The sequence below is a fragment of the Mycobacterium sp. 852002-40037_SCH5390672 genome (assembly GCF_001665875.1).
In the GTDB taxonomy this organism is placed as follows: Bacteria; Actinomycetota; Actinomycetes; order Mycobacteriales; family Mycobacteriaceae; genus Mycobacterium.
The window spans coordinates 32,018-45,027 of sequence record NZ_LZTA01000015.1; the positions used below are offsets into that span (position 1 = coordinate 32,018).

11 protein-coding genes and 1 pseudogene are annotated in these 13,010 nt (G+C 65.5%); 9 read left to right on the plus strand and 3 right to left on the minus strand.

The genetic code is table 11. The features are described 5' to 3' along the window. From A5782_RS04105 to A5782_RS04130, 6 genes are read left to right on the plus strand one after another with little or no spacing between them, the layout of a single operon-like run. A complete protein-coding gene (locus A5782_RS04105; RefSeq protein WP_067095557.1) occupies nt 1-1,215 on the plus strand; it encodes a PPE family protein in 1,215 nt (404 codons plus the stop codon). A 55-nt stretch (nt 1,216-1,270) separates the two neighbouring features. Beyond that, nucleotides 1,271-1,843, plus strand: coding sequence for a dTDP-4-dehydrorhamnose 3,5-epimerase family protein (locus A5782_RS04110; protein ID WP_067095560.1), 573 nt, complete (start codon nt 1,271-1,273; stop codon nt 1,841-1,843). After that, the gene (locus tag A5782_RS04115; protein ID WP_067095563.1) at nt 1,828-3,411 is read left to right on the plus strand and encodes a sugar transferase; all 1,584 of its coding nucleotides are present in this window, start codon (nt 1,828-1,830) and stop codon (nt 3,409-3,411) included. The genes A5782_RS04110 and A5782_RS04115 overlap by 16 nt, the downstream gene beginning before the upstream one ends. Before the next feature lie 11 nt (nt 3,412-3,422). Further along, the gene (locus tag A5782_RS04120) at nt 3,423-4,886 is read left to right on the plus strand and encodes a flippase (protein ID WP_067095566.1); all 1,464 of its coding nucleotides are present in this window, start codon (nt 3,423-3,425) and stop codon (nt 4,884-4,886) included. Further along, nucleotides 4,883-6,862, plus strand: coding sequence for a glycosyltransferase (locus A5782_RS04125; protein ID WP_067095569.1), 1,980 nt, complete (start codon nt 4,883-4,885; stop codon nt 6,860-6,862). Before A5782_RS04120 ends, A5782_RS04125 begins: the two co-directional genes overlap by 4 nt. An 11-nt stretch (nt 6,863-6,873) precedes the next feature. Beyond that, nucleotides 6,874-7,917, plus strand: coding sequence for a glycosyltransferase family 4 protein (locus A5782_RS04130; RefSeq protein WP_067095572.1), 1,044 nt, complete (start codon nt 6,874-6,876; stop codon nt 7,915-7,917). Between the two features lie 9 nt (nt 7,918-7,926). On the opposite strand, the gene A5782_RS04135 is transcribed toward A5782_RS04130, so the two are convergent. After that, nucleotides 7,927-8,412 carry a glycosyltransferase gene (locus tag A5782_RS04135; RefSeq protein ID WP_067095575.1) on the minus strand — a complete coding sequence of 162 codons (486 nt, stop codon included), beginning with the start codon at nt 8,410-8,412 and terminating at the stop codon, nt 7,927-7,929. Then, complete coding sequence (locus tag A5782_RS04140; protein ID WP_067095578.1) at nt 8,409-8,864, minus strand: polysaccharide biosynthesis protein; 456 nt, start codon at nt 8,862-8,864, stop codon at nt 8,409-8,411. The genes A5782_RS04135 and A5782_RS04140 overlap by 4 nt, the downstream gene beginning before the upstream one ends. Before the next feature lie 473 nt (nt 8,865-9,337). Between A5782_RS04140 and A5782_RS04145 the strand changes: the two genes are divergently transcribed. After that, a complete protein-coding gene (locus A5782_RS04145; RefSeq protein ID WP_067095581.1) occupies nt 9,338-10,462 on the plus strand; it encodes a Gfo/Idh/MocA family protein in 1,125 nt (374 codons plus the stop codon). Continuing rightward, entirely contained in the window at nt 10,459-11,334 is an 876-nt protein-coding gene (locus A5782_RS04150; RefSeq protein ID WP_067095584.1) for a hypothetical protein, read from the plus strand. The genes A5782_RS04145 and A5782_RS04150 overlap by 4 nt, the downstream gene beginning before the upstream one ends. Nucleotides 11,335-11,372: 38 nt before the next feature. Here A5782_RS04150 and A5782_RS04155 read toward each other — a convergent pair. Further along, nucleotides 11,373-12,944, minus strand: a pseudogene (locus A5782_RS04155) (GMC oxidoreductase); the annotation flags it as partial. On the opposite strand from A5782_RS04155, the gene A5782_RS26665 reads away from it, so the two are divergent. Continuing rightward, a partial coding sequence (locus A5782_RS26665; RefSeq protein ID WP_231986591.1) for an FAD-dependent monooxygenase occupies nt 12,915-13,010 on the plus strand: 96 nt, incomplete at its 3' end. The pseudogene A5782_RS04155 and the gene A5782_RS26665 sit on opposite strands and share 30 nt — an antisense overlap.

The following is a 13,010-nucleotide window of genomic DNA, read 5'->3' on the forward strand; positions in this document are numbered from 1 at the left end:
ATGATCGATTTCGGAGCGCTTCCCCCGGAGATCAACTCCACCAGGATGTACACCGGTGCCGGCCCGCTATCGCTGATCGCTGCCGCGATGGCCTGGGACGGATTGGCCGCCGAACTGCATACCGCGGCGAGTTCCTACCGCTCCGTGATCGCGGGGTTGACTACCCAGCGCTGGATGGGGCCGTCGTCGCTGACCATGGCCTCCGCATTCGCGCCATACATGGCGTGGACGGCAGGGGCCGCCGCGCGCGCCGCGGAATCGGCCGGTCAAGCCAGGCTCGCGGTAGAGGTGTACGAAGCCGCCTTCGCGATGACCGTCCCCCCACCGGCGGTCGCCGCCAACCGGGCCCAGCTCGCGGCGCTGGTCGCGACCAACTTCTTCGGCCAGAACACGGCGGCGATAGCGGCGACCGAGGCCGAGTACGGCGAGATGTGGGCGCAGGACGCCGCGGCGATGTATGAGTACGCCGCGGGCTCGGCGGCCGCGTGCTCGGTGACACAGTTCAACCCGGCGCCGCACGTGACCAACGAGGGCGGCATGGCCGAGCAAGCCGCAACGGTTGGGCGGGTCACCGCGCAAACTGAGCAAGCAAACCTCGCGCAGGTGGTGTCCAAGGTCCCCACCACGCTGCACCAGCTTTCCTCACCGATGACCGCCACGACCAGCACGATCACCGACGCCGGCGGCACCGTTGGGACCGTGGGGACAACCGGAGCCACCGGGGCAACCGACGCGACCACTTCGTCGATCATGACGGGCCTCGCGTCGGGTTTGCCCGGCGCTATTCCCAGCGCTTTCTCGGCGTCAGCGACCCCTTTGTATGGGATGTCCTCCATCCTCGGCATGGCCCAGACCGCGCAAGGCTTGACGAAAGCCGTCGGCGACGGGGCCATGGCCGCGGCGTCGGGGGCCGCGAGCGCGGCCAGTTCCGGTGCGGGTTCGCTCGGATCGCTCGGGTCGGGCGTCTTCGGCAGCCTCGGCAGCGCGGCCTCATTGGGGCCGTTGTCCGTACCGGCGAGCTGGACGAGCGTGATCCCCGCCGCTAACAGCGCCGTTTCGGCGTTGCCCGCCATCAACCTCGCCGGCGCAAACGTGCCGCCCAGCGTCATGGGTTCGCTGCCGCGTCTGGCGGCCGCCTCGGGTAAATCGCTCGGACCCCGATACGGCGTTATCCCGACCGTGATGACGCGCCCGCCGGCTGCCGGATACGCATAAGCGATCGCATGAGCGCAGAGGATTTTCAGGCCCGGTACAGGAGAAGGAGCGGTAAGTGAAGTACACGCCCACCAAGGTCGCCGGGGTGACGATCATCGATCTCGAACTCCACCGCGACCATCGCGGGTTCTCATCACGGTCGTTCTGCGCCAGGGACTTCGCTAACCACGGGCTGAATTTCGATGTCACGCAGACCAATGTCGTCTTCAACTACACCCGGGGCACCGTGCGTGGTCTGTACCGTCAGGTGCCGCCACACGCCGAGGCCAAGCTCGTCCGCTGCACCCGGGGGGCCATCGCCGCCGTTGCGGTTGATGTCCGCCCCGACTCGCTGACCTATGGCGACCACGTCATGGTCGAATTGAGCGCCGACGACCACCGGACGCTGTACTTGCCGCCCTATGTCGCTCACGGCTTCCAGACGCAGGTCGACGACACAGAAGTCAGCTATCAGGTCAGCGGGGATCACGCGATGACCGAGGAGCAGGGGATCCGTTGGGACGACCCCGAATTCGGCGTCTCGTGGCCAATCCCAGTCACGGTCATCTCCGAGCAGGACGCGAGCTGGCCGTCACGTAAACCCAGATTGGTTCCAGTGGAACAGGTGGCGACATGCATCAGTCGGTAATGATTCGCAACACCGTGGATATCATGCCCGGCCGGCGGCCGCTGAAGCCCTGGCCCGCAGGCGTCACCGCGCTGTATCGCGGCGACACCCATGGTTCGCCGGTAACCTCGGGTCCGGCGCATTTGGCTGCTGGCAACGTTTTACGGCGCTGGCAGGACCGATACTCGCAATACCTGCGTATCAGCGACTCCGCGATCGTCTGCGCGTCGGTAATGCTTGCTCAGTACGTTCGGTTCGGGGAGATCGCGAACACCTCGGGTTACTCGGACCCGATGATGACGCTGTTCTCCTTCCTCTTCGCGGCGCTGTGGCTGTCCGCCCTCGCGGTGTTCCAAACGCGCTCCAGCCGGGTCATCGGGGCGGGGATCGAGGAGTACCGGCGGATCGGCACCGCATCCTTTTGGACATTCGGAATCATCGCGATGGTCACGCTGCTCGCCAAGGTTGATTTGGCCCGCGGCTATCTGGCCATCGCACTTCCCGTCGGGACGCTGGCACTGCTGGGAAGCCGCAGCGGGTGGCGTAAGCACGTCAATCGCAAGCGCGCCGAAGGTCATTGCCAGACCCGGGTTTTGGCGATCGGAGACCGCCAGGCGGTTACCCACCTTGCGCATGAACTGGCGCGCAATCCGCTGGCCGGCTGCGTCGTGGTCGGTGTCTGCATTCCCGGCTACGGGCCGGGTCGCGGCAACACGCTGACGATCGGAGGCCGGGAGATCCCGATCTTGGGCGACCAAACCCATGCGGCCACTGCGATCGGCAGTTGCGGCGCGGACACGGTGGCGCTGACCCAGACGGATCACTTTGGCATGCACGGGATCAGGGAGCTGATGTGGCAGCTCGAGACCATGGACGTCGACCTGGTGGTTTCTCCCGGCGTGATGGACGTGACCGCGGCGCGATTGACCCTGCGCCTCACCGCGGGGCTGCCTCTGCTGCATGTCGACAAGCCGCAATACGAAGGGGCGCACCGCTTTCAGAAGCAGGCCTTTGACTTCTTGTTCTCGCTGGCGGCGCTGGTCGCCACCGCACCGCTTCTGATTGCGGCTGCCATCGCCATCAAGCTGACCAGCAAGGGACCCGTCTTCTACCCGTCCGAACGCATCGGCGTCGACGGAAAGCCCTTCACAATGCTGAAGTTCCGCACCATGACCAACGGGGCGGACACCCAGCTCGAGCAGCTGCTATCGCTCAATGAGGGCGCCGGCGGCATGCTGTTCAAGATGCGCGAAGACCCCCGGGTCACCCCCGTCGGCAAGATTCTTCGCCGGTACAGCATTGACGAACTGCCCCAATTCATCAACGTCCTCAAGGGAGACATGAGCGTCGTCGGGCCGCGACCTCCGTTGCGACGCGAAGTCGACAACTACGAAAGTGACGTGAAGCGCAGGTTGTTGGTCAAGCCGGGAGTCAGCGGATTGTGGCAAGTGAGCGGCCGCTCGGACCTTTCCTGGGAAGAGTCGGTGCGGCTGGATCAGTCCTACGTCGACAACTGGTCGATGTCGGGGGATCTGGTGATTGTCGCCAAGACCGTGAAAGCGGTTCTCACGAGCCACGGAGCCTACTAGGCTCGCGAGCCATGACCGAGCCGACGGCACCTGACGCGATGGTGCCCTCGGTGCCGCTCACGCGGATGGCTCACGCGTTCTCGATCCAATTGACCTGCCGGGCTCTGGGCATGCTGGCCTCCGTGGTGTCGGTGGCGATGACCGCTCGTTATCTGGGGCCCGGGCGCTATGGCCAACTTTCCATCGCGGTCCTCTTCATCGCCATGTGGACCAGTCTGGCCGATCTCGGAATCGCCACCGTCATCGTGCGCCGGGTGACCTCCGGCCGTGGCGACCTGGAGCGCCTGGTGCGCATCAACAGCGGCTTGGCCCTGATCTATTGCGTCCCGCTGGCCGTACTGGCCGCCGTTTCCGGGTTGCTCATCTATCACGACCCCGAGGTGCGAGTGATGCTCGTCGTGCTCTCCGGGGCACTGCTGATGCAGACCATGGTGACCCGCTTCGAGCCGGTATTTCTGGCCACCGTCCGGTTCTCCGCGGTGGCCATCTCCGACGTCACCGCCCGAACGGGCACCCTGGCCATGGTCGCCTGCCTCGTGGCGATGCGGTCGGACGTCGTTTGGTTCGCCGTCGCGCAACTGATCCCGCCTGCTGTGCAGCTGTTGATTCAGGGCGCCGCGGCGACGCGACACATCTCGGTGCGCCCGATCTTCGCACCGCGGGAGGCGGCCGACCTGTTACGGGAAAGCCTTCCGCTGATCGGTTTCCTGGTGGTCGGTCTGCTGTACTGCCGTGCCGACGGCGTGATCCTGTCCCTGCTGAGCACGCATTCCGAAGTTGGCGTGTACGGGCTGGCGTTCACGATCGCGTTCAATACCATCGTGGTATCGCTGATCTTTCACAAGTCGACGCTGTCGACGGCCACCGAGCTGTTTGCGCGCGACGTCGCCGCTTTCGCAGGCTTTCTGCGTCGCAGCGTCGAGCTGATGTGCTTCGTGGCCGTGCCCGTCGCAATCGTCGGTGCGCTGCTGGCCCGACCGTTGATCGCGTTCTTCGGCGACAACGCGTTCGTCGATCGCGGCACGCCCACGCTGGCGTTGCTGTTCGTGGCGGCGGCCCTGCGATTCGTCGGCGGCACCCTGGGCCAGGGTTTGGTCGCCAGTCATCATCAGCGGATCTTGTTCTGGTTGACGATGGCCACCCTGGTGCTCAACGTCGCACTCAATCTCAGCCTTGCCGGACGCTACGGCGCGGTCGGTCCAGGCATCGCGCTGGTGTGCACCGAGCTCTTCAACATGGTGGTCAGCACCTGGTGGTTGCGCCGTCGCTGCGGCTACCGCACACCGGTGCTGTTCTTGCTGCGGTTGCTGATACCGACGGCAGCGAGTGTTGCTGTGGCGCTGCTACTTTCGGGTCACCACGTCGTTGTGGCTCTGCTCGCCGCCGCTGGCGCCTACCTGGCCACCAGCGCGATCGTCGGCCCGATCGGCTGGTCGAACCTGACCGCCCTGCGCGGGAATCAGCTGGCGGCATGAAACACGAATCGGATCGGGCGTATCTGAAGCGCCCGATCGGCGACCCGCCCGAGCTGCCCACCACCCGCCCGCTGGCGGTCCTGATCGTGAACCGTCGCGGCCACGAGTCGCTCAACAGCTGCCTACGCAGTGTGGCCGAGCATTTACCCGCGCTGCCGGTCTATGTCTACGAGAACAGCGGCGAAGAACATCCAGAGCGTGCCGGGCTGGCCGCGAAATACCCTGCAGCGCAGTGGGTGTCGGGACAGGACAACATTGGCTTCGCCGCGGCCTGCAACGCGCTGGTCGACCACGCACCCGCCGACGCCGACCTACTGTTACTGGATGTCTGTGCCCGCGTGCTAAGGCCCCTCACCCGCACCCGAGAGTTACTTCGTCAGCCCAAGGTGGCAGCGGTTTCACCGATGGTGCGCGACGTGACTGCGCCCGGCCTGGCACCATGGGACATCGCAACCCGGCGACCGACATTGGGGCGATCCCTCACCGAGGCTGCCGGCTACTCCGTGTCGCTGCGCCGCACGCCGATCTCACCGCTGTACGCCCGCCGGCCTCCCGAATCACAAGGCTTCGACGGTGATTTGAGCGCGACGTGTCTGGCGATCAACCGCGTGGCCTGGAACGCCATCGGCGGGTTCGACGAGGAATTCTTCGAATACGGTGAGGCCGCCGACTGGCAGGCCCGGGCCCGCTTGGCGGGCTGGCGCGTGCTACTGGCCGACGAACTCGGTGCCGAACGCCCGGTGATCCGCGGGGATCCGGACCATCGCGGCGGTCCCCGCCGCGATCGCGACCTGGCGCGGGCCAACACCGCGCTGCTGCTCGAGCATCAAAAGAGTGTGCACCACGCCGACACGTATCTGGCCGGCACCATTGTGCTGGACCGGTTACAGCGGGCAGGGGGCGGTGCGCGCGGCGTCGGTCGCGCCCGCCGGCGCGCGCACCTGCCGTCCATCGTGATCACGACCAACCGCCTGGTCTACGGCGGGGCTGAGCGGCAAAAGGCGTTACTGGCAACGGAGTTAGTCCGCCGCGGATTCGCTGTCACCATTGTCTGCGTCCAGCGGCTCGGCCCCTTGATTTCGGAAATTCCGCACTCCGTGCGGGTGGTGCGCCAGCCCTGGTGGGCTCCGATCGTGGACATCCCCGAAGGCCCGGCGGTGGTTGTCACCGGCGACACCAACACTGAGGTGGGATTCGGTAGTTTGTGGCGCGCGACCGGTCGAAACCGGCACTGGTTGGTCGCCCCACATGTCCCTCCCGAGGAGGACAGGCCCATCTACTCGCGGCCACTGACCGCAGCGATGCGCCGCGCGGACGGCTTTATCGTTTTGGCGCAACGCCATTGGGACATGCTGACCGCACAGCACCGGCTCTGGGGAAAACGATTCATCGCGCCCAATGGCGTCGCCGACATCGGGGAGCCGAGCCCTCGGCACCGATGTGCCGGCGATCCGCTGCACCTGGTGATGCTGACACGCATCGTCGAGCACAAGAACCCCCATCTGCTGATCGAGGCGCTGAGCGGCCTCGTCGAGATTCCCTGGCGGCTGTCCATTTTCGGTGACGGACCCGATCGAGCGAGACTGCAGGCGGCCACGCCTGCCGGATTGGCCGAGCGGGTCCAGTGGCGCGGATGGTCAGCGGGGCCCGGACCGGCACTGGCCGACGCGGACCTACTCTGCGTTCCGAGCCGCTCCGAGGCTTTCCCGGTGGTGATTCTCGAGGCGATGTCGCGAGCGATACCGGTTGCGGCATCGGCGGTTTGCGCTGTCCCGGAAATGTTGGATTTCGGCAGGGCCGGATTCCTCGTCGAACCCGTGTCGGTCTTGGGCTGGCGAGAACAACTGGCCCAGGTCCTGGCAGACCCGGGGGCGCTGCCATCGATTGGGCGATGTGGCTACGAGCGGATGCGCAAGCACTACACGATAGAGGCAATGGCTGATGCCTACCTCGACGCGATCGGAGCGGTGCTGTGAATGCGCCTCGGGTGCTTTGGCTTTCGCCGTGGACACGACCGGCGGTACGCGTGCAGGCCGAAGCGCTGCTGCGCCACGGCGCCGACGTGCTGTTGGTCACCTCCGACCAGCATCCGGAGTCCGATACCGCGCGCGATTACGAGTTGGTGCTTGACCCGCGATTTCGCACGGCCACAACCTGGCCGCCGACCTTCAAGGCCTGGCGCCGCGTGCGCCAGTACCGGCCTGACGTCGTGATCGCCGAACTGGTCCGGGATCCCCGGTGGATCGCGCTGGCCGGCCGAGTCCCGCGCATTCAGGTGGTGCACGACGACCGGCCACACGATCCCGACGAACTGACACCGGCCTACGAACGTGCGGTATTCGACCGCTGGGGCGCGGGTGCGGCGGCCACCGTCACCTACAGCGGCTATGTCGCGGCCGCCGTCGCCGCGCGCCGCGACATCGCCGGCACGCCAGTGCATGTCGTGCCGTTGGCCAGCGACCTCGACCTGGACCGGCTGCCACCGTTCGTGGGGCCCGAAGGACGCCGTGATTTCGTGATGTTCGGCCGCCTCAACCCGTACAAGAACGTCGACGTCGTGCTGGAGGCCTGGCGGCGACACGTGATCGGCGGCTGCTGGCGCGGGGATGACATGGTGCTCATCGGCGATGGGCCACTAGACGCGGCCGCCCTGCCCAAACACACGCACTGGCGCAACGGCAGCTTCCGCTACGCCGATGTCATCCCCGCGCTGGCCGCCGCGAAAGGTTCGATCGCGCACTATCGGCGAGCTTCACAAAGCGGTGTGCAAGTGCTTTCTATGCAGCTGGGCGTCATGCCGATTGTGTCCACCGCCGGTGCCCTGCCCGAGTATCAGCCGCCGGGCTGCCCCCCGGTCGGCATCGACGACGTCGCCGGGCTCACCGCCGCGTTCGACGCCCTGGCGGATCCGGATATCGCGGCGGCGCAAGGAGCCGACGCCGCGCGCCACTACGCGCGGCGATGCTCCGTCGATCTGGTCGCGGACCGCTTGCTGGACGTCATCGCACAGGTGATCACCAATCGCCGCTGACGAGTGGGTTCAGGCGAGTCCACGCCAGAAGGTTTCCAGCCACCCGGTCAGCTCGCGGGCCCGGCCCAGCGCATCGGGCGGGGCCGCTTGAGACCGCGTCGCCGCGATCGCTGCCGGCAGCTCGTCCATTTCTCGGACCACGGTGGCCAAACCGCCCGCCTCCAGTTTCTCGGCGAACGGCAGCTGGTGCTCGTCGACGTGCTCGCCGAGCCGCGAGCGACGGGGGACCATCACCGGATGCTTGCCCTGCTCGATGCACAGCAAGGTCGATCCAGCGCCGGCGTGGGTGACGGCCACGGACGCGGAACGTATCCGTTCACGGACGTCCCCGAAGGACAGGAAGCGCTCGAACCGGGCGTGCCGCGGCTCATAGCCGCAGGTTCCGAGCTGCACGAAAAAGTCCTCCCCGGTCGTGCCCGCCCGGGCCAGCTCGTCGACCGCGCGCGCCAGCCGGTCGAACGGATGCACTTCCATCCCCATGATCACGAAGATCACACGATCCTCCCGTGATATTCCGTGCCGGGAATCCGGTCGACCAACTCGGGCCATTGCACCAGAAACCGCGAGGCGAAAGGCTTCACCATCCGGGCGGTGAGGGAGAGCTCGGTGATGCGGGTGATCGACTCCACGAAGACCGTGGGGATCCGCAGCAGCCAAGCCAGCCAGAGGAAGGGCGCGGCCACCCCCGAACCGGTGGTCAGGATCATCGCGGGCCGGTGGCGGATCAGGAGCCGCAGCGCCAGCACCAAATTGCGCAGCAGGTTGGGGACATTACGGACGGTGGGGTGCGCCGCCCAGTGAATCTCCTTCTCGTCGCGCAGCAGGTACCGGGCGTCGGCGGTACCGAAACTCACCCAAAACCGATCCTTGTCCTGCCAGAACTCCCGCAGGCAAAACATTTCGTAGATATGCCCGCCGGATGACGCGATGAGGAGCAGGCGGCCCATGTCCTCCCCCGTCTCAGACGCTCGCGACCAAACTCGGCCGCACGACAAGAGCTTTCGCTCCCGCCCCTCGTTGCATCAGGCGAGGCGGCAGCTCAATGGTAATGAACCCGGCGTCGCCTCAATCGCGTTCTCGCATATACCAACGAAACTCGGCGGGCACCGGGCTGGCGTCTCGCCCGGGGCGGCGGCAACGAGATCGACGAGATCGCCGAAATCATCAACGCTGCGATGCTAACGTCATCATCGTTGCGTTGAGCGTCCCTAAAGCGGGCGATCACTGCGTACGAGGACAGGGATGCCCGGTATGTCTTGATAGGCGTCGGCGCAGCAATCGACTGCGAGGCGGCCGTGGCGGATCCATGCACACGGGCGCCAATATCTGAGCAAAGCGGAACTCCTCCTGCCCATCTGGCTCGACACCTTCGCTGCACACGTCGCCGCGGGACTCGAACGAAGAGTGAAAGGCGCACAAAATGATTCGCACGGCCCTAGTCGGCCTCGGAAAAATGGGGCTGTCACATCTTGCGATCCTGCGTACCCACCCGGATCTCGAGGTGGTGGGTATCTGTGATTCGGCCGGCTATGTGCGCGATGTTCTCTCCAAATACACCGGCCTGGACTGCTACGACGACTTCGATCGGATGCTGGCGGCGACCAAAATCGAAGCGGTTGTCGTCGCCGTCCCGTCGAGGCTGCACGCGCCGATAGTCGAGAAGGCGCTGAAGGCCGGGGCGCACGTCTTCTGCGAGAAGCCGTTCGTCCTGGATGTGGCGGACGGCGAACGCCTGGTGGCCCTGGCCGAGTCGAGTCGGCTCGTTACTCAGGTCGGCTATCACTGCCGCTTCGTTGGTTCTTTCCAAGAGGCGGCGCGGATCGCCGCGTCGGGCGCACTGGGGCGCCTGCACCATGTGCGGGCGGAAGCATATGGCCCGGTCGTCCTGCGCGAGAAAGGGAGCACGTGGCGCGGAGTGAAGGCCGAGGGCGGGGGCGCCCTCTACGACTACGCTTGTCACGCCATCGATCTGATGAACTTCGTGGCCGGCGTACCGCATTCGGTCGACGGGGTAGTCCGCCATGGTGTCTTCTCGCGCGATGTCGACGACGAGGTCTACTGCACGATGCGTTATCCCGACGGCGCAACCGGCCAGCTGTGCGTGAACTGGAGCGACGAGAGCTTCCGCAAGATGTCGACGAAGGTGTCGGTATGGGGAACGAACGGCCGCATCACCGTCGATCGACAGGAGTGCCAAATCTACCTGCGTGAAGCACACCCCCAGCTCCCCGAGTTGGCACAGGGATGGACAATCCGATACACGACCGACCTCACCGAGGAGGTTTGGTATTACCTTCGAGGCGAGGAATATTCGGCGCAGATCGATTATTTCGCCAGCAGCGTGAAACAGCACCGGGTGGATGGCGAAAACACGTTTCGCTCGGCACTCGACGTCGATCGCGTGGTCGACATGATCACCGGCGGCACCGGCGGCATGCGCTCCGTGCCGCCGCCGCAGGGGTCGGTGAACGGATCCCCGCGCGGCGCATTGCGGCGTGAGATCGTCGCGCGCATCAAGAAACTCGCAACCTCCAAGGCATCGTGACCATGGACCGCGTGCTGTTCGGGGACAACCAGTTTTTCGGCGTCAATCACATGTCCGAGGAAAAGGCACGGGCACAGGCGATACGCTTCCAGCATCTCCCGGCCGTGCTGGCGACGCTGGACGACGCCTATCGGGAAGGCATCCGCACGTTCGTCTGCACGACCCATGATCGTGTTGGCGAGGTCTGTGATCACTTCCGCGCCAACAGAACTGAATACCCCGACTACGTCTTCTACCCGTGCATGCCGTACGCGCATAAGTATGCGAATGCCGTGACCGAGTTCGGAATTGTCGAGGCGCTCCGGAAGTTCCTGCCGGACGACGGGGCGGTCAGGTCGATGTTCAAGGGCGGCGTCGCGATCGCAAGCAAGGACGTCGAGCCCTTGATGCAGCTCTTGGTCGATGCCGAGATGAAGATGTTCGCCGGAATGTCTACCCCCGTCATTTTCATCCAGAACGTCGTCACCGATCTGCTTCTCGGGCTCGGGATGAACGAGGCCTTCAGGTTGTTCTCCGACCACGTCAGGCTCAAGTACAACGCCGAGCCGGGCTTCATCACGATGAACCTGCCGAGGCTCCTCGATGCTCTGGATCGGCAAGGGATCGAGAACCCGATCGTGTGCGCCAATTTCAACAAGATCGGCTTCCGGATGTGCGGGGGCGTAGAGCTTTACGAGAGAACCGTCCGCGAACGCCAGTGCCGGCTGATTGCGATGTCCGTCCTCGCATCAGGCGCGATTCCGCCACGCGAGGCGATCGAGTATGTCTGCAGCCAGCCCCAAATCCAGTCGATCGTTTTCGGCGCGTCCAGCCGCACCAACATCCAGCAGACGAAGTCCCTCATCGACGACATGTGGCAGACGGCGACATGATTCCTTTACCGGGGTACGCGCGCCACACATACTCAGTGTCAGTTAGTGCGCGCCCCGAATTCGGGCGGACTGCAAGCTTTTCGGGCGTCGGCAAGGCGCTGAGCTAGCCGTACGCCCAACGCGATCCCGAGGAGTGTCGGGTTGGCTTGACTCGACGTCGGCAGCACCGACGTGCTCGCAACGTGCAGCCCGCGCACGCCGTGCACCTGCAGGTGCGGGTTTACGACGCCGTCTCGCGGCGAGTTCGACATCCTGGTGGTTCCCGCCTGGTGGAAGCCCGTCCGCTTCTCCATGAACGCGCGCACCGCGCCCTCGACATCGTCGGTCAGCCACTCCACGTAGCCCACGCCGTGGTGACGAAGGTGCTCGTCGATCGCGACGATGGCCTGGCGCACGCTGCGGTAATCGGCGTCCGAGAAGTGCATGTGGGTGCGTATCCGCCTCATGCCCAAGGTATCCCGTTCATCGGTCAGCTCGACGCGACTCTCCCAGTGTGGCAGATGCTCGCCGTGGTACTGGAGCAGGTAGCGATTGTCGGCGCTCTTCACGAAGAATCCCGGCGCCTTTCTGCCCCTGCGCAGGAACCGGGCGTAGCAGAACGCGATCGCGAACCGGATCGAGGGGATCAGGTCTCGCACGATATTGCGCAGGTGCGCGACGATTCGGGACGACGCGTCGGTCTTGGTGTGTGCCTCACGAATGGCCCCGGCGAGCAGGAACCGGCCCACCGGGGAGATGAGGGTCAGATAAACCCCCGAGAGAATCCCGCTTCCGTGTCCTGGGTCGCTGATCGGCGGGTTCACCAACCAGACTGCGGCGTTCGGCATTGCGGATTCGCGCAGCAGGTGCGGATCGAAGGTGAAGCGCCGGCGAACGTACACGCCCTCGGCGTCCCGTTCGTACGCGTAGAGGATCCGGTCGGTGGTGAATTGCACGCGCGCCACCCGGCTCTCGACGTGAGCCATGTACCACCGACCCAGGTGCCCGCCCGCATTCCCCAGCCCCCCGGGGTGATGGCGGTCCGACGCCAGCAGTAGACGGGTGGCCTCCAAACCACCGGTCGCGATGATGTAGTCCGTCGCGAGGACTCTCCCCTGCCGACCGTCAATCGTCTTGACCACGAGGTGATCGACGCGGTCACCGGCCGGCGCCGTCACGATTTCGGTGCAGGTGAGGCCGGTCCACAGCGTGACGCCGGAAGTGTCGCGCAATGCCGTGCGGTATTCACGCCCGAAACGCGTTGGCAAGGCCCAACGTTCGAGGTCCGTGGTGCGCACCCGGCCGTCGGGAAGTCCCACGATCATGTCGCGGTGCGCGATTTCAGGAATATCGCGCGCGTTGAATGCCGCCTGGCCGCACACCGCATAATCACAGGCCCGTTGGAGATACGGCTCGACATCGTCATGCTCGATTGGCCACGGCGCATGCGCGGTGATGGGTCGAAGCTCGAAATCGATGGGGTCGAACTTGACGCAGCGCCCACCCCAGAGGGCCGAGGTTCCTCCGACTTGCCGGCGGACGGTGAGCTCACTACGCGAATGGAAGTAATCGTCCTGGCGAGAATCGAACGCCGATAGCTCTTGTGCCGCCCGGTCCGTGCGATCGAGACCGACGTAGCGATCGTCGGGGCCGGTCCGATCGGCATCACGACAGCGCTCGAGCTTGCGGCAGCGGGC